General features: G+C 33.5%; 18 protein-coding genes. 5 read left to right on the forward strand and 13 right to left on the reverse strand.

Annotated features, from left to right (window positions below):
- Positions 1–5 precede the first annotated feature (5 nt).
- On the reverse strand, positions 6–1,448 hold the full coding sequence (locus H6X70_RS06195; protein ID WP_194766802.1) for a circularly permuted type 2 ATP-grasp protein: 1,443 nt from the start codon (positions 1,446–1,448) through the stop codon (positions 6–8).
- 280 nt (positions 1,449–1,728) lie between these two features.
- Here H6X70_RS06195 and dnaG point away from each other — a divergent pair, with 280 nt between their 5' ends.
- Positions 1,729–3,687 carry a DNA primase gene (gene dnaG, locus H6X70_RS06200; RefSeq protein ID WP_194766803.1) on the forward strand — a complete coding sequence of 653 codons (1,959 nt, stop codon included), beginning with the start codon at positions 1,729–1,731 and terminating at the stop codon, positions 3,685–3,687.
- Here dnaG and H6X70_RS06205 read toward each other — a convergent pair.
- Positions 3,682–4,311, reverse strand: coding sequence for a response regulator transcription factor (locus H6X70_RS06205; protein ID WP_194766804.1), 630 nt, complete (start codon positions 4,309–4,311; stop codon positions 3,682–3,684). The genes dnaG and H6X70_RS06205 overlap by 6 nt on opposite strands.
- 96 nt (positions 4,312–4,407) lie before the next feature.
- On the reverse strand, positions 4,408–5,196 hold the full coding sequence (gene nadE / locus H6X70_RS06210; RefSeq protein WP_194766805.1) for an NAD(+) synthase: 789 nt from the start codon (positions 5,194–5,196) through the stop codon (positions 4,408–4,410).
- Positions 5,197–5,288: 92 nt separating this feature from the next.
- On the opposite strand from nadE, the gene gldB reads away from it, so the two are divergent.
- A complete protein-coding gene (gldB, locus tag H6X70_RS06215) occupies positions 5,289–6,245 on the forward strand; it encodes a gliding motility lipoprotein GldB (RefSeq protein WP_194766837.1) in 957 nt (318 codons plus the stop codon).
- The gene (gene gldC / locus H6X70_RS06220; RefSeq protein ID WP_194766806.1) at positions 6,245–6,583 is read left to right on the forward strand and encodes a gliding motility protein GldC; all 339 of its coding nucleotides are present in this window, start codon (positions 6,245–6,247) and stop codon (positions 6,581–6,583) included. Before gldB ends, gldC begins: the two co-directional genes overlap by 1 nt.
- Positions 6,584–6,590: 7 nt before the next feature.
- Here gldC and def read toward each other — a convergent pair whose 3' ends face one another.
- The 10 genes from def to H6X70_RS06270 form a co-directional block, all read right to left on the reverse strand.
- Positions 6,591–7,205: a peptide deformylase gene (def, locus tag H6X70_RS06225; protein WP_194766807.1), complete on the reverse strand. Its 615-nt coding sequence runs from the start codon at positions 7,203–7,205 to the stop codon at positions 6,591–6,593.
- Between the two features lie 12 nt (positions 7,206–7,217).
- Positions 7,218–9,416, reverse strand: coding sequence for a DUF748 domain-containing protein (locus H6X70_RS06230; RefSeq protein WP_194766808.1), 2,199 nt, complete (start codon positions 9,414–9,416; stop codon positions 7,218–7,220).
- A 153-nt stretch (positions 9,417–9,569) separates the two neighbouring features.
- On the reverse strand, positions 9,570–10,847 hold the full coding sequence (rodA, locus tag H6X70_RS06235; protein WP_194766809.1) for a rod shape-determining protein RodA: 1,278 nt from the start codon (positions 10,845–10,847) through the stop codon (positions 9,570–9,572).
- Positions 10,847–12,793 carry a penicillin-binding protein 2 gene (mrdA, locus tag H6X70_RS06240; protein ID WP_194766810.1) on the reverse strand — a complete coding sequence of 649 codons (1,947 nt, stop codon included), beginning with the start codon at positions 12,791–12,793 and terminating at the stop codon, positions 10,847–10,849. The genes rodA and mrdA overlap by 1 nt, the downstream gene beginning before the upstream one ends.
- The gene (locus tag H6X70_RS06245; RefSeq protein ID WP_194766811.1) at positions 12,790–13,296 is read right to left on the reverse strand and encodes a rod shape-determining protein MreD; all 507 of its coding nucleotides are present in this window, start codon (positions 13,294–13,296) and stop codon (positions 12,790–12,792) included. Before H6X70_RS06245 ends, mrdA begins: the two co-directional genes overlap by 4 nt.
- Positions 13,289–14,113, reverse strand: coding sequence for a rod shape-determining protein MreC (mreC, locus tag H6X70_RS06250; protein ID WP_194766812.1), 825 nt, complete (start codon positions 14,111–14,113; stop codon positions 13,289–13,291). The genes H6X70_RS06245 and mreC overlap by 8 nt, the downstream gene beginning before the upstream one ends.
- Positions 14,114–14,131: 18 nt before the next feature.
- Positions 14,132–15,160: a rod shape-determining protein gene (locus H6X70_RS06255; RefSeq protein WP_194766813.1), complete on the reverse strand. Its 1,029-nt coding sequence runs from the start codon at positions 15,158–15,160 to the stop codon at positions 14,132–14,134.
- Positions 15,161–15,371: 211 nt separating this feature from the next.
- Positions 15,372–16,904: a bifunctional phosphoribosylaminoimidazolecarboxamide formyltransferase/IMP cyclohydrolase gene (purH, locus tag H6X70_RS06260; RefSeq protein ID WP_194766814.1), complete on the reverse strand. Its 1,533-nt coding sequence runs from the start codon at positions 16,902–16,904 to the stop codon at positions 15,372–15,374.
- Positions 16,905–17,255: 351 nt separating this feature from the next.
- The gene (locus tag H6X70_RS06265; protein WP_194766815.1) at positions 17,256–19,025 is read right to left on the reverse strand and encodes a hypothetical protein; all 1,770 of its coding nucleotides are present in this window, start codon (positions 19,023–19,025) and stop codon (positions 17,256–17,258) included.
- A 134-nt stretch (positions 19,026–19,159) separates the two neighbouring features.
- Entirely contained in the window at positions 19,160–19,615 is a 456-nt protein-coding gene (locus H6X70_RS06270; RefSeq protein ID WP_194766816.1) for a GAF domain-containing protein, read from the reverse strand.
- A gap of 138 nt (positions 19,616–19,753) precedes the next feature.
- Between H6X70_RS06270 and xrtF the strand changes: the two genes are divergently transcribed.
- Together xrtF and H6X70_RS06280 are read left to right on the forward strand one after the other, a co-directional pair.
- On the forward strand, positions 19,754–20,305 hold the full coding sequence (gene xrtF / locus H6X70_RS06275; protein ID WP_194766817.1) for an exosortase family protein XrtF: 552 nt from the start codon (positions 19,754–19,756) through the stop codon (positions 20,303–20,305).
- The gene (locus tag H6X70_RS06280) at positions 20,298–20,726 is read left to right on the forward strand and encodes an exosortase F system-associated membrane protein (protein WP_194766818.1); all 429 of its coding nucleotides are present in this window, start codon (positions 20,298–20,300) and stop codon (positions 20,724–20,726) included. Before xrtF ends, H6X70_RS06280 begins: the two co-directional genes overlap by 8 nt.
- Positions 20,727–20,742 lie beyond the last annotated feature (16 nt).

Raw genomic sequence — 20,742 nt, forward strand, 5'->3', positions numbered from 1 at the left:
TTTAATTATTGAATTACCCATGTGTCTTTACTGCCACCTCCTTGAGAACTGTTTACCACTAGCGAACCTTTCTTTAAAGCAACTCTTGTAAGTCCTCCAGGAGTAATGTCTATACCACTTGGTCCCGAAAGGGCAAAAGGTCTTAAATCAATACAGCGTGGTGATAGTATGCCGTTTATACAACAAGGTGCTGTGGATAGTTTTAAAATAGGCTGAGCGATAAAACCTTCGGGTTTTTTCTGTACGTTTTCTAAATAATCAGCAATTTCTACTTCAGAAGCTTCATGCCCCATAAGCATACCATAGCCGCCACTACCATCCGTTTTTTTAATTACCATTTCCTTTATGTTTTCAACCACATATTTAAACTTTTCAGGTTTTGCAAGCTGATAGGTTTTTATGTTTTTTAGAATAGGTTCTTCATTAAGATAATAACGAATCATATCAGGAACATAAATATAAATGGCCTTATCGTCGGCAATGCCAGTTCCCGGAGCGTTTACAATATTAACGTTACCTTTTCTGTAGGCCGCCATAATACCTGCAACGCCCAATGTGCTGGCGGCATTAAATTCTAGAGGGTCTAGGAAATCATCATCAACACGTCTGTAAATCACATCAACGCATTTTAATCCGCTTGTGGTTTTCATATAAACCATATGATCTTGAACCACTAAATCGCTACCTTCCACAAGTTCTATCCCCATTAATCGTGCTAATGTGGTGTGTTCGTAGTACGCCGAGTTATAAATCCCGGGGGTTAAAAGCACAATATTAGGATCGCTTTTATTCGATAATTCTCTAAGCTTTTGGTACAATACATTGGGGTAATTAGATACGGGTCTAATATTGTTTTTAGGTAAAATTCCTGGGAAAATACGTTTCGATATTTCTCTGTTTTCTAACATATAACTTACGCCTGATGGGGTTCGTAAATTATCTTCAAGTACATAAAATTCACCATCGCTATTTCTTATTAAATCTACGCCAGCAATGTGTACATAAATATCATGCGGCACATGAACGCCTTGCATTTCGCGAAGATAATAAGGGCAAGAATAAATTAAATCGGCAGGAATTATACCATCTTTAATTATAAATTGGTCGTGATAAATGTCCTTAATAAAAAGATTAAGTGCTTTTAGGCGTTGTTTAATGCCATTATCGATGTGTTCCCACTCGGCAGCTGTAATAATTCTTGGTACAATATCAAACGGAAAAATTTTCTCTACGCCTTCTTTATCATTGTATACGGTAAAAGTGACGCCCTGACTCATAAACAATTGTTTAGAAAGTTCTTCTTTTTTATATAAAACATCAGAAGACGTGTTTCGTAAATAATCATTAATGATTTCATATTGTGATCGGATGGCCGATGCTCCACTATACATTTCATCCCAAGTATTTGGAAGTAGTTGGTATGAAGAAAATAACTGTTTATTATCCATTGGCTTCACTTTTTTTAAAGATAGTTAATTTATGATAAATTCAGTAAAATAAGTTTAATTCAGATGATAAATCATTAAATTTAAATAAACGTTATTAATTTTATTATAAAATATCAGTTTTTATTATTTTTTTTAAGAATATTATATCTTCGTGAGTTGTTGATGTTTAATTGTTGTCAGGATAGTTTCACATGAATCTTATATGAATGAAAAGTGATTATTCTTATTTTTACAAAAATGATTTCTTTAATATTGCAATTCTAATTCACAACACAATATTTTGATATCTCCTTCTTCCATAGATCAAATTTTTGAAACTGCTCGCGTCGAGGAAGTTATTGGCGATTTCGTGCAATTAAAAAAGGCAGGAAGTAATTTTAAAGGCTTAAGCCCCTTTAGCGACGAGCGTTCGCCAAGTTTTATGGTGTCGCCAGTAAAACAAATTTGGAAAGATTTCTCAACCGGAAAAGGCGGTACTGCGGTGTCCTTTTTAATGGAACACGAGCATTTTACCTATCCTGAAGCTTTACGCTATTTAGCGAAAAAGTATAATATTGAAATTGAAGAAACTGTTCAATCCGACGAGCAAAAGGAAAAGGCAAACGAAAAAGAAAGTTTGTATTTGGTAAGCGAGTTTGCGAGCACGTATTTCCAAAATGTAATGCACAAAACCGATCAAGGGAAAGCCATCGGGTTAGGCTACTTTAAAGAGCGTGGTTTTACTGAAGAAACCATTAAAAAATTCGATTTAGGCTATTCGCTTAACGAGTGGCAAGCGTTTACAGATGAAGCTTTAAAACAAGGTTATAATATAGATTATTTAGCAAAAACAGGGCTTACCATTGTAAAGGAAGATAAACGTTTCGACCGTTTTAAGGGGCGTGTTATGTTTCCTATTAAAAGTATGAGTGGGCGTGTTTTGGGTTTTGGCGGACGCATTCTTATTGCCGATAAAAAAGCGGCTAAATATGTAAATTCGCCAGAGAGTGAGATTTACTATAAAAGTAAAGTGCTGTACGGTATTCACTTGGCGAAACAAAGCATTGCCAAAGAGGATAATTGTTATTTGGTTGAAGGTTACACCGATGTGATTCAGTTTCATCAAACAGGAATCCATAATGTGGTGTCATCTTCTGGTACGGCTTTAACTTCAGAGCAAATCAGATTAATAAACCGATTAACAAAAAACATTACCGTGCTTTTTGATGGTGATGCGGCAGGGATGCGTGCTTCCCTTCGTGGTATCGATTTAATTCTAGAGCAGGGTATGAATGTTAGGGTATGCACCTTTCCAGAAGGCGAAGATCCCGATAGTTTTGCAAAACAGAATACGCTTGAAGAATTAGCAACGTATTTAAATGAAAACGCTAAAGATTTTATTCAGTTTAAAGCTTCGGTTTTATTTGAAGAATCTAAAAACGATCCCATAAAAAAGGCCGATACAGTTAGGGATATTGTACAAAGTATTTCTAAAATTCCAGACCGTATTAAAACCGAAATCTATATCCAGGAATGTGCAAGAATTATGGATATAAGTGAGGAAGTACTGTTTAGTACTTTAGCGCAAATGACCAAAAAAGAAGGTCAGGAAGAAAGTAAAAAAGCAAAAACCGAGCAGAAAGCTTTTGAAGTTATTAGGCATGAAGAACCGCCCGAAGAAATTGATGTTCAGTATCTTTTGGAACGAAAAATTATTGAACTCCTATTACTTTACGGTGATAAAACCGAAGATTTTGAAGATTTGGTGCTAAAAGAAAACGAAAAAGGGGAGTTGGGTTTAGAGCCTGTTATTCAACAAGCTAGAGTTTTTGAAAAAATATTTTTAGATCTGCAAGATGATGAAATGGAGTTTGGTAATTCCCATTTTAAAACCTTGTATTACACCATTATAGACAGGCTTAATCAAGATGCCGATTTTGACCTTAAAACTTTTGTGAATTCGGTCGATCAAAATATGGCAAGAGAAATCACTACCATATTAATGGAAGATGAACGTTATAGCCTGGATAACTGGAAAAGAATGAATATTTTTCCAAAGGAAAAAGACACCACAATAGCGCAATTAGTAAGCGAAACCATATTGAGTTTACGCTGTTTTTTAATTGACCAAAAGGTGAAAGGTTTTCAGCAGGAAACTTTACAAAACAAAATAGACACGAATAGAAATATACTTGAAGAAGTAAAAGACTATTCGGGTCTAAAAATGTTGTTGTCTAGAAAACTTAGCCGAGTTTTATAACTGCTCGGTAAGTTTTGCTTGATTAACTAAATCAACCAAGTTAGTTACTTTTAATTTACGCATTAAACGTGCTTTGTAAGTACTAACTGTTTTTTCGTTAATATCTAATTCCTTAGATATTTCTTTGTTTTTCTTACCAATAGTTAGAAGTTTTAATACTTCTGACTCTCTAGTAGAAAGTTTTTTGTAAAAAGTTCCACCTTTATTTACGCGTGAACCAAATGCTAATTGTTGCGTTAAGTCGTTGCTTAAATAAATCCCTCCATCAGCAACTTTTAAAATCGCTTCATTGATAGTAATCACATTAACCGATTTGTTTAAATAACCTGCAGCGCCAGCTTTAATGGCGTTTATGGCATAAACTTCTTCGGGTTGTGCACTAAAAATAATTGTTTTAATGTCTGGGTAGTCATTTTTTAAATAACGTAAAACCGTTAATCCGTTTAATTTCGGAAAATCTGTTTCTGTTAAAATAATGTCTACGGGATTCTTCTTTACGAAGTCTAAGATGGCTTCGCCATCGTCTACGCTACCTACAATTTTAATGTTAGGTGAAGCTGAGAAAAGAACTTCCAGTCCCTTTCTAGTAATTGGGTGATTGTCTGCTATTAATAAATTTATCATAATATGAAGCTTTTTTAAATAATCAATTAGGGGCTGATTACATTGAGAGATTAAGCCTACTGCAAAAGTAATGATTTTTTACATATTCTGCAATTCTTATGATAAATTTATAGGTATTTTACAAATTGGTATAGGAATCATTTTGTGTTTGTTGCTATTATTTAAACGTTTGTAAATGTTAAACACCTCTAATTCCCTGCCAGAAAACGTATTAGATGTCTTACCTGCTTCATCCATTTTCATGGCCCATTCCAGTTCTGGATACGAAGCACCTATTTGATCTTCATCACTTCTGGCATCTCCAAACAAGCCATCACTTGGTGTGGCGTTTAAAATAGACTCCGGAACGTCTAAATGTCTGGCTAATTCAAATACTTCAGATTTTAATAAATCGGCAATCGGACTCAAATCTACGCCGCCATCGCCATACTTTGTGTAAAAACCAACACCAAAATCTTCTACTTTATTTCCTGTGCCTGCAACCAGAAGTTTGTAAAGTCCGGCGTAATAATACAATGTTGTCATACGTAAACGGGCACGTGTATTGGCTAAAGCCATGTCTACCGTGGCTTGGTCGGCATCAAAAAGCACTTCGGTTTTAAATTCTTCAAACACTGGTGTTAAATTAGTTCGGGTATCTTTTACATTAGAAAACCGCTTTTTAAGTTGTGCAATATGTTCTTGAGCTCTAGAAACATGACTTTCGGCTTGGTGAATAGGCATTTCAATACACAAAACATCAAGGCCAGTTTTGGCACATAACGTTGAGGTTACCGCAGAATCTATGCCTCCAGAAATTCCAACAACAAAGCCATTAACACCTGCTTTAGTCGCATAATCTTTAAGCCAATTTACAATGTGATCAATTACTTTTTCTGTTTGCATTTTAAATGAATTTAAATCTAAGAATAGTACCTTTGCAAACAAAAATAACCCATACGCTTAATTTATAAAAATTTATGTCGTTTAAGTTTTTAATGAGATTGTTGATTTTACTTGTTTTTATGACGAATATGTCGTGCAAAACTGAAGATAAATTGGCAAACGATATTGCAAAGATTAATACCGATGTTAAAATTGAACGGTTTGATAGGTTATTTGCTGAAGTTCAACCTGATAGTTTGCCAAAATTGAAAAAGGCTTATCCTTTTTTGTTTTCTTCTAACTATCCAGACGATTTTTGGTTGCATAAAAAAACAGATTCTATACAGATTGAATTATTTAATGAAGTAGATAAAACATTTTCAACTTTTGATGCTATTGAGTTTGAAATTGAAAGTTTGTTCAATCATCTAAAATATTATTTTCCTCAATTTAAAGCGCCAAGAGTGATTACCGTAACAAACGATGTAGATTACAGAAACAAAGTTATTGTTACCGACACCATTGCAATTATTGCTTTAGATTCTTATTTAGGTAACACACACAAGTTTTATGGTAGCATTCCAGCATATATAAGAGAAGGCTTAAAAAAAGAACAAATTGTGGTTGATTTAGCTGAAGCTTATTCTGAGAAATATATTTTTCAGTCCAAGCGGAAAACCTTATTGGATGAAATGATTTATTTTGGAAAGCAACTTTATTTTAAAGATGCAGTTATTCCGTTTAAAACCGAAGCCGAACGTATTGGTTATAGTGAAGACCAATTAAATTGGGCACAGGCGAACGAAAGTTACATCTGGCGCTATTTTGTAGAGCGTGAATTACTATATAGTACAGATTCAAAAATTCCGGGAAGGTTTATAAACCCAGCACCGTTTTCTAAATTTTATTTGGAAGAAATAGACGCCGATTCTCCAGGGCGTTTAGGACAATATATAGGATGGCAAATAATTCGTTCTTATATGGAACATAATGATGTGTCTTTAGCAGAAATGCTGACAAAATCTTCGGAAGATATTTTTAATAATTCAAAGTTTAAACCACGTAAATAATGGCCAATACACATAAATCTAGAATTGAACTTAATGTAGAACTTGATGAAAATCGTGTTCCAGAAAAACTGCATTGGACGGCGGAAGATGGCGGAATAACTAACGAAGAAGCTAAAGCCATGATGCTTGCCGTTTGGGATGCTAAAACTAAAGAAACGCTACGTATCGATTTATGGACAAAAGATATGCCTGTAGATGAAATGAAAGTGTTTTTTCATCAAACCTTAGTGGCGATGAGCGATACGTTTCATAGAGCAACTCAAGATGATAAAATGAGTGCAACCATGAAGGATTTTTGCGATTATTTTGCTGAAAAATTAGAGTTGAAAAAAGACTAGCTAGTCTTTAATGTTTGGCGTCTTGCAGCTCTTTTTCTAAATGATCTAAATAAAGAATGCCATTTAAATGATCTATTTCATGCTGAAAAATAACTGCTGTAAATTTTTCAACGGTTTCTTCTTCATGTTTGTTTTCCATAGTATCATAGGCAATCTTAATTGAAAGTGATCTGCAATTTAAAGTGTCGCTTCTATTAGGAATAGACAAACAGCCTTCTCTTACATTTTGTTTTGTTTCAGAATAATACGTGATTTTTGGGTTCAAATAGACTTCAAAAGGAAAATTTTCCTTGTCAAATCGCTGTACCCAAATAATGTTTTTTAAAATCCCCACTTGTGGTGCTGCAATGCCAACTCCCATAGAAATACTATCTCGAACCGTTGCGTAAAGTCGGCTTACAAAATGTTTTAAAACAGGGTCGTTTGGGTTTGCTTTTACAGGGCTGCTTTTTGTGCGTAGCAATAATGAGTCTTGCGTGTTGGTTATTTTGTAAACACGCATCGGACTTAAACTATCTCCGCTCATAATCAATTTGGTTTCAGCTTCAGAAAATGTTTTTTTTGAAAGTGAACAACTTGTTGTTAAAAGGATAAGGAGCGTGAAATAGAATGCGTTCTTCATTAAAGTAAAATATTATTGAATGTCTTTGGGCTGTGCTTCTTGGGTATCCGATGGGTCTAACATCGTATAGTTTATTTTAAATCGCGATGCAGAACCTGTATTTTCAGGAGTGTTAACATCCGATTTTAATGCCGTGATATTTGTGAATTTTTTTATGGTTTTTAAATATTGATTCGTGTTTTTAATTAAAGCCGCATTATAAATGCCTGCTAAGGAATCTAAGGTTGTAGTGCCGTACCATTTAACGACTTCAGCTTTTATATCTAAAGAATCGTTTTCTAGATTATTTCCTGAAACTTTAGTTTTTACAAACGCATCAAAGGCTTTCTCGTCTTTTGTGTAATCCGAATTTGTTTCTGTATTAAACTGTTCGCCAAACTTAGAATAAGCAATAGCTTCGCGCTGCAAATCGGGATCTACAAAATGTTGAAGTTCAATTTTAATACCCTCTTTTTTGCTTTCAATGTCTAACAGCTTATCTAATTTTCGCAATTGCTTTTCCGAAGGAATGGTGTCGGTGTAGTTAAACTTTAATTCTTGAAGTTCTTTCGGGTCGCCTCCAACTAATCCGGCCAAGAAATTTACAGGGCTTGCGGCGGTTTTGATTATGGCATTTTTAAAGGTGGTCCAGATAATTTTACCAACATTAATTTTAGGGTCGTTTAAATCGCCACGTACAGGAATATCGAGGTTAACATCGCCATTTTTGTCTTTTAGTAAAAACAAGGCGAATTTTAAAGGCAAGCTAAATAAACCCCCTTTTGTGTTTTCAATTGAAACATTTTTAACCATGAGGTGGTTTTCACTTTCAATATTTCCATCAGTTATTTTCGATTTTGAGAGGTAATAGAAATCACCATCAACAATATTATGCCCGATGTAATAATTGGAGTATATATTGATATCAGATAACAAGAATTTTTCAATGGATAGATCTAAATTCATATTCGTATAATCCGAAGGGTTTATTTCAAGGCTCGCCTTTAGTGTCCCTCTGTTATTAAGCAGCATTTGCGATTGGATATCAATCCATTCTGAATTGCTGTTAATACTATCGGTATCAATGGTTATTTTGTTAAGATGATAATTAAAGCGTTCGCCTGTTAAATTGTCGCTGTAATCCATAATCCCATCATTAACTCTTAAATTATTTATGGCATAATAGAGTTTCGAGTTTGTGCTGTCTGCTTCTTGAGTTGTGTTCGTTTCTTTGGTAGTAGGGTCGCCGTTATTGTTCAGTTTAAATAAGGTAAACATGTTATTGGTGATGGAATCCATTTCGAAATACACATAAGGTTGCGTAAAGGTTAAGGCTTCAATTTGGTAAGAACTATTGGCGTAATTGATGTTTTTAAGTTGGCAATTTATGTTTTTTGATGCCAGAACTTTTTTGCTGTTTTGGTCTTTCATTTCAAAATCACTTACAATAACTTCTCCCGAAACAATAGAATTTACAGGTTCGTTGGTGTTTCCGGTAATTTTTATTTTGGAATTTAAAACCCCATTTAAACTTGTAATTTCAAGATGCTCTAAGGCATATTTGTAAAACGGATTTAAGAGTAAGTCGTTAATATTAATTGTTGCATCAAATTCGCCATCAACAGGGTGTATGTTTAATGACGACTCTAAAGAACCTCCATTTTTAAAGTTGAATTTTAAATCGGCATTACTTTTTTCCTCCTGATCCCAACCTATATTAGGAATGAAAAAGGAAAAGTTTTCAATGTCTGTAACATGATTAACATTTCTATTGTCGAAATAAAAATTAGCATCTTTTAGTTCAATATTAGAAATACTGTATTTGAAAGTGTCTGTTTCAGGCGCTGTAATACTGTCTTCGGTGGCATGGAAAGCAATTAAATCATCAAAATTAAAAGTAGAGTCCTGTAAAATTGTATTTACTTTCAGCCCTTTAATGTAAAATTGTTCGATAACCTTTTCATTAAAAAGAAAACGGTAGGGTTCTAGGTTTATAATTAAGGTGTCGAATGTGGTAAATTTGTCTGTTTCATTTTGTTCAAACATTTTAAAATCACAAACCTTAATGGTGCTAGAAAAATAATTATAATATAAATTATTGATGTCTATTTTACGTCCCAATAATGCCTTGCTATTCTTTACAGCATAATTTTTTATAAGTGTAGGTAAAAAGGAAAGCACTAAAAATAGTATGATGGTCGTGCTTAATAAAATGAGTTTCTTTTTATTCATTACTTTGGCGATAACCTAGTGTTAGTATTAATGATTTTGAATGTAAAAGAATGCGATACAGACTTTTATAAGTCAATACGATTGATTTTCTTTAAGAGATATAAGATACAAAAAAACGTTAATAGTTAATCTAACATTTTAGTTATTAAAATATTACCATTCGTTAATTCTATTGGAATCTAATTTCACGAAAATAAAAATTAAAAACGTGAACGATAAAAGGCCAGAGCCACCAAAGCTAAACATTGGAAGCGGAATTCCAATAGTTGGTATTAAGCCCATAACCATACCAATATTTATTAAAAAGTGAATAAATATGATGGCTGCTACGCTATAGCCGTAAATTCTACTAAATTGCGATTTTTGTAATTCGGCTAAATGAAGAATACGCAATAGGAGTAGAACAAAGGCAATTACTACCATAGAACTTCCTAAAAAGCCCCATTCTTCGCCAACAGTACTAAAAATATAATCGGTGTGCTGTTCTGGTACAAACTTTCCTGTAGTTCGTGTGCCTTGCATAAACCCTTTTCCTGTAAGCCCTCCAGAACCAATTGCTTTTTCAGATTCGTTAAGGTTGTAAGCAAAGGTTTTCTTCATTTTATGAAGTTTAATAGGGTCTTTTTCAAGACGTAACCACAGACTTATTCTATCCTTTTGGTGAGGTTGTAGTATGTTATTATAAAATAGTTTGATACTAAAGGAAACTGCAATTGCAGCAATTAAGACTAAAACGGTATAATGAATCCTAGTTTTTTTCTTACTTAAAAAATGAAAACCTAATGCCACTAATATGGCTATGATTGAAGTGATTATGGCTCCAAATTTTAGCGATAAAATAGCAATTAAAATGAGGGACACCCCAATGTTTAAATAGTGTTTTGGTAAACCTTCACGGTATAAAACAAAAAAGAAGGCGCCATAAACAATAGTACTTCCTGTATCGTTTTGCAGTAATACTAAAATGGCTGGCGTAATAATAATCGCAAAAACTTTAATTTGATCTTTAAAGGTGTTTAAGTTGGTATTTAAATCGCTAACAAATTTGGCGACTGCTAGTGCTGTTGCGAATTTAGCAAACTCACTGGGCTGAATAGTAAAACTACCAAAGGAATACCATGAGGTTGCACCGTTTACGTTTTTTCCGAAAATAAACAGCCCAACAAGCGAAAGCATGGAAATAAGGTAAATGACACTGGCAAACCGTTCATAAAATTTAGCATCAATGGCCAATAAAAGAATGATGAGAATAATGGAGATGCTAATGAAAATAATTTGTTTCCCGAAAGGTTGCGAAATATCGAAATAATTAAGGCTGCTTCCTGTGTGCGACGCCGATAAAATATTAAGCCAACCAAAGCCAACTAAAAAAAAGAAAAGTAAAATGGTAATCCAGTCAAATTTAAAATGTCTGTTCGTTTCCCTAGCCATTAATCTTCGAGTTTATTAGCGTTTTCTAATTTCTTTACTTTTTCTTTAAGACTTGCATATTCTTTATCGTCTACAACTTGATAAACTGCACCACGATTTATGGAAAAAGGTTTTCCAGAGTAGGGTTTCTCATATTCATCTTCTAAGCTGTGTTTAAGCACAAAATCTTCTAAATCGGTACGCGTAATATAGCCTTTAATGTATTTTTCAATCATTAAACTGGCAATTTTACCAGCATATCTACTTCCCCAATAGCCGTTTTCAACAAAAACAGAAATGGCTATTTTAGGATTGTCTTTTGGTGCAAATGCTAAAAATATTGAGTGATCGGTTAATTGCATTTTTACACTATCCACCACGGTGAAGTTTTCAACCGTACCTGTTTTTCCACAAATATCAATGTCTTTTACTTGTAACGATGCAGCTGTACCTCTACGATACACCTGTAACATACCTTCAATCACGGGTTCAAAATGTGCCTTGTCTATACTGGTATGTTTAGGTTTAGTAAACTGGTCGGGCAAAGTTTCGTTTTCAATATGTTTAATAATATGTGGGGTAAAATAATGACCTCTATTGGCAATGGCAGCCGCCATATTTGCAAGCTGAATTGGGGTGGTTGCAACCTCACCCTGACCAATAGCGTTTGATATGGTATAAGTTGAATAAAATGTTTTAGGGTATGCAAACTTATAATATTCACGATCTGGAATTCTACCCTTTTGGCCTACGTATAAATCGTTGTTTAAAAACTCACCCAAACCAAAACTTTTAGCGTGATGACTCCAAGCATCTATCCCTTCTGAAGCATTTCCGTTTCTATCTAAAATTTTTCGGTAAACTGTTGCGAAATAAGCATTGCATGAATGTTGAATCCCTGCTACAAGATTATTTCGAGTACCATAGGCACAGTGGCATTTCATGAATCGATTCCCGTAATGGTACCCGCGATAACAGGTTACAATATCTGATGGGGAAATAACACCTTCTTGAAGACCAATTAAAGCATTCATTAATTTAAAAGGTGAGCCAGGTTCGTAAACTCCTTGTAAACTTCTATTAAAAAGAGGTTTTGCGATAGAATCGTTATATAGTTTTGTGAAGTTTTTAGAACGGTCTCGACCAACCAAAAGGTTCGGGTCGTAAGTGGGAGCCGCAACCATGGCAAGAATCTCACCAGTCGCAGGTTCTATGGCAATTACACCGCCACGTTTGTTTTTCATTAAAATTTCACCATAAGCCTGAAGGGTTTCATCAATTGTTATGGTAATGTCTTTTCCTGGTTCTGGAATGGTGTCGTATTCGCCATTTTTGTAAGGGCCAATATTGCGGTTAAACCGGTCTTTTTGAATGAATTTGATGCCTTTTACACCGCGTAATGTGTTTTCATAAGACGCTTCAATACCTTGTTTTCCTATTAAATCACCCATTTTATAATAGGGGTGTTTTTCAATAGTACGATTGTTTACCTCACCCAAATCTCCTAAAACGTTAGCGCCAATATTAGTTTCGTAACTTCTTAAAGAACGTTTTTGAATATAAAAACCATGAAATTTTCGCATTTTTTCCTGTAAAACAGCATAGTCTTCTTTAGATAAATGCGACACAAAAACAGAAGGTAATCTTGGTGAATAATGTCTTGCTTTATTGTATTTGTCTATAAACTGGTCTTTGTTTATTTTTAATAAGGCACAAAACTCAAGCGTATCTAAGGGTTCTACTTCACGAGGAATGACCATGACATCGTATGAGGGCTGATTGGCAACAAGTAGCTTGCCGTTTCTATCGTAAACAAAGCCTCTTTCGGGGTAATCGTAGACTTTTCTAATGGCATTATCATCAAAAAGACTATGTGCCTCCGAGTTATAAACTTGAAGGTAAAAAAGTCTTGAAATAAATATTAGGCCAACTACAATTATAGAAATAAATAGTAAAAATTGTCTCATTTAACTTTTCGACTGAAAATAATAGTGATTAGCACGCTTAATAAAATAGTAAAAATACTTGAGTATAACGTTTTTTCAAGAATGAAAATTATTTTTGAAACGTTAAAAACTTCTAATAAAAACAAGATAAAGTGGTGTGTCACCGTTAATAGCGTAAAATAGGTGAGCTTTGAACCAAATTCTACAGTATTAAATTTAATAATTTGATGCTCATACATGGTTCCGAAGGAAAACTTCAAAAATAGCGGTCGAGCATACGCTATAAATACGCAGGCTCCAGCATGAATACCACCGGTGTCTTGAAACATATCTATAATTAAACCTAAAAAGAAGCTTAACAGAATGAGTGTAATTCGGTTATTCTTTATTGGGTATAATGCAATAAATATGATGTAAATGTATGGGTTGATAAACCCTAAAAAATTAATATGATTTAAGACTAAAACCTGTAATATTATTAAGGAAATAAAACGGGCAGTATGTACAGAGAAAATACTATTCATCGCCGGTTTCGTTTAATAAATTATCAATTTCATTAGCGGCTAAATTTTCAATAATATAAACATGCTCAAGGTTGGTCATGTCATTGAAAAGTTCGACTCTTAATTTATAGTAGTTTTCAGCACGATCCAATTCAAAATCTTTAATGGTGCCAATAGGGACACCTTTAGGAAAAATAAATGAACGTCCTGAAGTAATAATGGTATCACCTACAACCACGGGTGCTATTTTTGGGATGTCGATAAGCTTTATATATTGTGGCGAATTGCCTTCCCAAACTAAAGTTCCAAAATGATTGGTTTTTTTTAATTGAGCACTAATTCTACTGGTGCTGTTTAAAATAGAAAGGACACTGGAATAATTTCCACTAGTTCTATCGATAATACCAATTAGACCTTTTGATGATATAACACCAAAATCTTGTTTAATGCTATCGTTTTCCCCTTTATTAATAGTTAAAATGTTATTAGTTAAGGCGTAGCTGTTTTTAATAACGTTAGCGCTGTAAATGCGATAAGCCCTATCATACGAGACAGTGTCTATGTAAGTAGAATCGATGTCGGTTTCAGAATTGTATAACAAGGCTCTTAATTCCTTATTCTCTTCGGCTAAAATTGCATTTTGAGAATTTAAACTAAAATAACGACTAATATGATGGAAAGAACCATAAAATCCGCCTGTTAAATAATTTGCCGAGTTTATAAATTTACTAGTATGATAAGCATGTGTTAAAATAGTAAGCGCAAGTGAAATACAAAACAAAAAGATGAACAACAAGAAGTTTTTGTATCTTATTATAAAATTAATAATTTGCTGCATAGTGTTGTTTTGGTACGCTTATTTTATAAGTACACTTTTAAATTTAGCTAAGTTTTTAAGGGTTATACCTGTACCTCTAACCACAGCACGTAATGGGTCTTCTGCGATATAAACTGGTAAGTCTGTTTTTTGAGACAAACGTTTGTCTAAACCACGAAGCATAGAACCACCACCAGCTAAATAGATACCTGTGTTGTATATATCGGCAGCTAATTCGGGAGGTGTTTGTGATAAAGTCTCCATTACAGCATCTTCAATTCTTAGAATAGATTTATCTAATGCTTTTGCTATTTCACGATATGAAATCTGTACTTGTTTAGGTTTTCCTGTAAGCAAATCTCGTCCTTGAACACTCATATCTTCAGGAGGTAACTCTAAATCTTCAGTAGCAGCACCAATTTGTATTTTTATTTTTTCAGCAGTACGTTCACCCACATATAAATTGTGTTGTGTACGCATGTAATATACAATATCACTAGTAAAAACATCACCTGCAATTTTAACCGATTTATCGCAAACAATACCGCCTAAAGCGATTACCGCAATTTCTGTAGTACCACCACCTATATCGACAACCATATTTCCTTTAGGTTGCATAATATCGACCCCAATACCAATAGCGGCTGCCATAGGTTCGTGAATTAGATACACTTCTTTTCCGTTAACACGTTCGGCACTTTCTTTTACCGCACGCATTTCCACTTCGGTAATTCCTGAAGGGATACAAATAACTAGGCGTAGGGCAGGGGTGAAAAACTTCTTTTTTAATGCGGGAATGTTTTTAATAAACATGCTCATCATTTGTTCTGAAGCATCAAAATCGGCAATAACGCCATCTTTTAAAGGGCGAATGGTTTTAATGTTTTCATGGGTTTTACCTTGCATTAAGCTGGCCTCTTGACCAACAGCAATAATTTTTCCCGAAATCCTATCCCTTGCTACTATTGAAGGTGCATCAACAACAACCTTGTCGTTATGAATAATAAGTGTATTTGCTGTACCTAAATCTATCGCAATTTCCTCGGTTAGGAAGTCAAAAAAGCCCATGTGCTATTAAAAATTATAAAGTGATATAAAACGAATTCCGTAAATGTAATAAAAGTAAATAAATATATACGATTTACGGAGTTCATTTTATTATTAAAATAAAGGATCTGAATCTTATACGTTACTCATCGGTTTTTAGACTATTATTTAATAATTCGAAAGACAGATGACTTGGTTTTAAGCGCTCCTTTTTTTATGATTTCAATTGCTTTTAGTGTTTGAAATGACGTGTACCTGTCATAACCATAGACAAGTCGTTTTCATTACAATAATCGATACTTAGTTGATCTTTTATCGAGCCACCTGGTTGAATTACTGTTGCAATTCCTGCGTTTTTAGCAATTTCTACACAGTCTGGGAATGGGAAAAAAGCATCACTAGCCATAGCTGCACCATTTAAATTGAAGTTAAATGATTCTGCTTTGTGAATCGCTTGTTGTAAAGCATCTACACGACTTGTTTGTCCAGTTCCGCTAGCACATAATTGTTTGTTTTTTGCTAAAACAATAGTATTCGATTTGGTATGCTTGCAAATTTTTGAAGCAAATAATAAATCTTCAATTTGCTCTGGAGTTGGTGCTGTATTTGTAACGTTTGTTAAATCTTCAGCTTGGTCTGTAATGTTGTTTCTATCTTGAACCAATACTCCGTTTAAACAACTTCTTACGTTAGTTTGAGGCAATTCTATATCGTGAATCACTAATAAAATTCTATTCTTCTTACCTTGTAATAATTCTTGGGCTTCAGGAGCAAAAGCTGGTGCGATTACTACTTCACAGAATAATTTATGAATTTCTTCGGCAGTTGCTAAATCAATTTCTTTGTTACTAATTAAAACACCTCCAAAAGCCGAAACAGGATCGCCAGCTAAAGCATCTACATAAGCTTGGTGCAGGGTTTCGCGTTGTGCAACACCACAAGCGTTATTATGTTTTAAAATCGCAAATGTTGGGGCATCATTTTTAAATTCATTCATTAAATTAACAGCGGCGTCAACATCTAGTAAGTTGTTGTAGCTTAATTCTTTACCGTGTAATTTGGTGAATAATTCATCAAAGTTTCCAAAGAAAAATCCTTTTTGGTGTGGGTTTTCACCGTAACGTAAAACTTTTCCGTTTTGGTCGCTTATTTTTAAAACAGTTTCTTCGTTATTCTGATTGAAATAGTTGAAAATTGCTGTGTCGTAATGTGATGACACGTTAAATGCTTTTCCAGCAAAACGTTTTCTGTTTTCTTCTGAAATAGATCCGTTATTTTCAGAAATAAGTTCTAAAAATTCAGCATAATCATTTACTGAAGACACACAGATTACATCGGCATAATTTTTAGCTGCAGCACGAATTAATGAAATTCCTCCAATGTCAATTTTTTCAATAATATCTTGATTACTAGCACCAGAAGCTACGGTTTTTTCAAAAGGATATAAATCGACAATAACCACATCAATTTGCGGAATTTCGTATTCTGCTAATTCGGCAACATCACCTTCGTGGTTTTGTCTGTTTAAAATACCACCAAAAACTTTTGGGTGTAATGTTTTTACACGACCACCAAGAATTGACGGATACGAAGTAACATCTTCAACAGGAACAACTTTGATGCCTAAATCGTTAATAAATTTTTCTGTACCACCAGTACAGTAAATGGTAACCCCTTGTTTGTCAAGTTCTTTAACTATTGGCTCTAAACCATCTTTACTGAATACTGAAATTAAGGCAGATTTAATTGTTTTTTCGTTGCTCATTTCTATTAGATTATGTTTGAATTATCTGTTTTAAAAATAATTTGATATTGTTTATCAGTGTTTTACGCTGAATTTTAAAAATAAGTGCAAAAGTACTTATTTCTTTAAAAAAATAGGCTTGAAGATTTGAAAAATATTGTTTTTTTAAACAAAAGAGGCTGTCTAAAAAGTATACTTGATGTCATATTGAGCTTGTCGAAATATTTTTAATTGATTGCTAATCAATATCGGTTTCGACAAGCTCAACCTGACAAATCAAATTTAACTTACTTTTTAAACAGCCTCTTTAATAAATTAATACCCACTTTTGGAGGTACTAATAATTTCAATACTATAATTTTATGAAGGATGTTATTTTTTTACACACCCGCTATAAATATCTGCCATTTTAATATGGTCTTCCATGGTGTTTGAGAACTCACCTTTTTCAATTTTTGCTTCAAGATCTTTACATTTTCCGTAAAAATCGGCCATTTCGGATAAAAATTTAGATGATGATAAAGTTTTCGAAATTTTAATCCCTTTTTCTTCTTTGTTTAATTTTAAGACAAAGCCATCAAAATCTACGGTAAGATCTTCATAAATTTTTACTTTTCCGGCGTCATGTTTAACCAAGTAATATTTATGGTTACCTCCACCAAGTGTAGCCATTCCCATAAGTTTTTCTAAGGCATCTTTTTCGGTAGCAAATCCTTCATAGGTTTCTTGGGTATCATTTATGTAAAAAGAATACAATTCTTTAGCTTTGATTTTTTTAGCTTTAGTTTTGCCTTTTTTCTCGTATGCAATTAACACATCTTTTCCATAATCGGTACTTGGTACTTCAGTAGTTTGACCAGTGTCCATATTTAAAACTTTTTTAGTTTTATTTCCAATAAACTCAATATAAATAGTGCCTTCATATTCTTTGTCTCCTTTGTCATTTAAAACATAACCAGCTAGTTTATCAATTTTAACTTCTTTGAAGCCTTCTGGAGCAGCGTTATTAGTGTCTCCAGACTCTAGAGAGGAAGCTGGTGCGTCTGGAGCTAAGCCTATGTAGTTAGGTGCAATCGGTTTTTTAGAGCCATCATCATTAAACACACGATTGTAACCATCTTTTGCAGTGAGAATATCTGTAAATAATAATTTTGAAACTTGTTTTCTTATTTTAAAATCAATTGCCTTGTTTGCGTAATCTTTAGCCTCATCATATTTTTTTGAAGCTTTTAGTAAAAAAGCTTGATTAAAATAAGATGCCCAAACAACTTTTTCAGCTTTATCGTCGCTACCATATTTATCAATAATGCTTTGATTGAAAGCCATTTGGTTTTTAAAATCAGCTTGGTTAAGGTCATCAATACTTTCTATGTTTTCGTAGGTGTTTTGAAGCGATAGGTAAAGTTCGTCCGATTTTGGTTCTTCGTCTATTTTATTTAAAACATAATAGCGTTGCAAATATTTATTAACTCTTAAATCAAATTGTTTCTGCAAATCTTGACTAGCTTTAAGCATAAGGCGTGATAGCTGAACGGCCAAAATTTGTTTTTGGTATGATTCTGTTAGTCTGAAGCTTTTTTCATCATCAGACAATATAAAATATTCTCCAACTTCTTCTTGGCTAACGGTACGATCAATTTCATAATGTAATTCTTCAGGTTTTTGTTGTCTAAGATTTGAAGGCTGTCCTGTTGCAGGATCTAAGTATAAATTATCTAGTTTATACTGGTTTGTATAAAAAAGTTTTGTTGCAGTTGCGTCTAAAATGTTAACACTAATAGACATCATTGTTTTAACAGTAAACCGATATTCTTTCTCCTTGTTTTTGTTCACTCTTGGAGTTAATGTTTTTGTAATATATGGTTCAGACGTTCTATAAGCTAGAATAAAATCTGATGAGTCTTCTGAATAGTTAAAGCTTTGAAAATCAATAGTTGAAGCAACCTCTGTGTTGCTTAGTAGAGGTGCGCTATTTGTTTTGCTGGAAGCTAAAATTCTATAATTTTTAAAGTTTTCCGGAAATGGGTTTTTAGGATAGGAAACAACTTTAGTTTTTAACATTTTTGAGGTAAATGATTGTCCGATGACTTGTGTTGCCGTAAATATTAGGCACACAAGTGCTAGGTAAGTGGTTTTTTTCATAAAATGGTAGGTTTGTAGGTAAATTGGTTATTTAAAATAAGGGGCAATAATACAATTTTTTAAATAAAGTAAGATTTTATTGGTGATTTATCTCTTTTTATGAAGAATTACATCGCTATTCTGTAGCTCTAAACCTATAAAATTTTTGCCACCTTTTTACAAACAAACTCCAAGAAACGTTCGTCTTGCGTGGTAAAAGGATCAATTGTGTTGGAGTCGATATCTATTTGGCCAATATTTTCGTTGTTTACAAAAATAGGCACGACAATTTCTGCTTTAACCGTAATGCTGCACGCGATGTAGTTGCTTTGAGCGGTTACATCTGGCACCACAAAGTTTTGATTACTAACGGCTACTTGGCCGCAAATCCCTTTTCCAAAAGGAATCACCGTATGATCGGTTGGAGCGCCAACGTAAGGGCCTAAATGAAGTTCGTGTTTAGTACCATTTCTAAAATAAAACCCTACCCAGTTGTAGTATGCAATGTTTTTTTCTAACAATTCACAAATACTTAATAAGCGTGCATCAACCGTAGCTTCTGTGTTGGAAACAATTGCTTCAATTTGTGGTTTTAATTGTTCGAAAATCATGAGTTTTAAAAGTTTTGGTAAAAGTATTTAAAAAGACGTAATTTGATGCTTTATAAAGATAATATAAATAGATTTCTTTGTCGAGAGAAAACGAAATCATTTCAAATAACTTAAAAGAAATAAGATTATATCAATTCATTGAAAGCACTTTTCATAAAATATAAGTCGGTTATTAAATTCATGCTCACTTTTTTGGCGGTGTATGTTTTGCTTTCAAGTTTATATGGTTTGTTTTTAAAGTTTTCAGATGGCTCCAAATTTTATCCAGATTATATAACCCATTTGGTAGCTTTGCAGTGCGGTGATTTGTTAGAAGTTCTAGGTTACCAAGTTGAGTTGATAAAACACCCAGATGAACCTTCGTTAATGCTAGTTTTAAATGGTCGTTATTTAGCCCGAATTATAGAAGGCTGTAATGCCTTTAGCGTTATTATTTTGTTTATTTCGTTTGTTATAGCGTTTTCGGGGAAACTAAAAACTACTTTTTTTTATGTCTTGGCGGGAAGTGTCTTAATTTATTGCGCCAATGTGCTTCGTATTGCAGTGCTAAGTATGGGTTTATACCATTTCCCTAAATATGAATCGGTTTTACACAATGTTATTTTTCCAGGGATTATTTATGGGATTGTTTTTATTTTATGGGTTTTTTGGGTGAATCGGTTTTCAAAACTAAAGCAAAAGGATGTCTAAAGTCTATAAAATCATAGCGTTTTCTTTTTTAGTTTTAATACTAGTTTTAATTCGGTATTTCGAAGACAGTTTGTTTTACGACCCTTATTTGGATTTTTTTAAAAGCGATTATTTATATATCGATAGCCCTAGGCGCGAATTAGCAAAACTTCTTTTTTTTACGACGTTTCGGTATGCTTTAAATAGCGTGATTTCGTTGGGGATTTTGTTTGTTGTTTTTAATGATAAAAGTATCGTGAAGTTTTCGGCAATGGTTTATGGTGCTGCTTTTATCGTTTTAATGCTTATTTATCTATATTTCGTTATACATCCAAAACAAGAGGATTACTACATGTTTTTTAATGTGCGTCGTTTTTTAATTCAGCCCATTATTTTAATCCTATTATTGCCTGCTTTTTATTACCATAAACTTAAAAACTGATTTTCAATTTTATGTT

The sequence above is a fragment of the Tamlana sp. I1 genome (genome assembly GCF_015355625.1).
Lineage (GTDB): Bacteria > Bacteroidota > Bacteroidia > Flavobacteriales > Flavobacteriaceae > Pseudotamlana.

Coding starts and splice junctions, on each gene's coding strand:
- H6X70_RS06195 (WP_194766802.1), bottom strand. CDS start 1,448: ATGGATAATAAACAGTTATTTTCTTCATACCAACTACTTCCAAATACT.
- gldC (WP_194766806.1), top strand. CDS start 6,245: ATGGCCAATACACATAAATCTAGAATTGAACTTAATGTAGAACTTGAT.
- nadE (WP_194766805.1), bottom strand. CDS start 5,196: ATGCAAACAGAAAAAGTAATTGATCACATTGTAAATTGGCTTAAAGAT.
- H6X70_RS06230 (WP_194766808.1), bottom strand. CDS start 9,416: ATGAATAAAAAGAAACTCATTTTATTAAGCACGACCATCATACTATTT.
- gldB (WP_194766837.1), top strand. CDS start 5,289: ATGAGATTGTTGATTTTACTTGTTTTTATGACGAATATGTCGTGCAAA.
- H6X70_RS06280 (WP_194766818.1), top strand. CDS start 20,298: ATGTCTAAAGTCTATAAAATCATAGCGTTTTCTTTTTTAGTTTTAATA.
- H6X70_RS06245 (WP_194766811.1), bottom strand. CDS start 13,296: ATGAATAGTATTTTCTCTGTACATACTGCCCGTTTTATTTCCTTAATA.
- H6X70_RS06255 (WP_194766813.1), bottom strand. CDS start 15,160: ATGGGCTTTTTTGACTTCCTAACCGAGGAAATTGCGATAGATTTAGGT.
- H6X70_RS06265 (WP_194766815.1), bottom strand. CDS start 19,025: ATGAAAAAAACCACTTACCTAGCACTTGTGTGCCTAATATTTACGGCA.
- def (WP_194766807.1), bottom strand. CDS start 7,205: ATGAAGAACGCATTCTATTTCACGCTCCTTATCCTTTTAACAACAAGT.
- H6X70_RS06270 (WP_194766816.1), bottom strand. CDS start 19,615: ATGATTTTCGAACAATTAAAACCACAAATTGAAGCAATTGTTTCCAAC.
- mrdA (WP_194766810.1), bottom strand. CDS start 12,793: ATGAGACAATTTTTACTATTTATTTCTATAATTGTAGTTGGCCTAATA.
- H6X70_RS06205 (WP_194766804.1), bottom strand. CDS start 4,311: ATGATAAATTTATTAATAGCAGACAATCACCCAATTACTAGAAAGGGA.
- purH (WP_194766814.1), bottom strand. CDS start 16,904: ATGAGCAACGAAAAAACAATTAAATCTGCCTTAATTTCAGTATTCAGT.
- mreC (WP_194766812.1), bottom strand. CDS start 14,113: ATGCAGCAAATTATTAATTTTATAATAAGATACAAAAACTTCTTGTTG.
- rodA (WP_194766809.1), bottom strand. CDS start 10,847: ATGGCTAGGGAAACGAACAGACATTTTAAATTTGACTGGATTACCATT.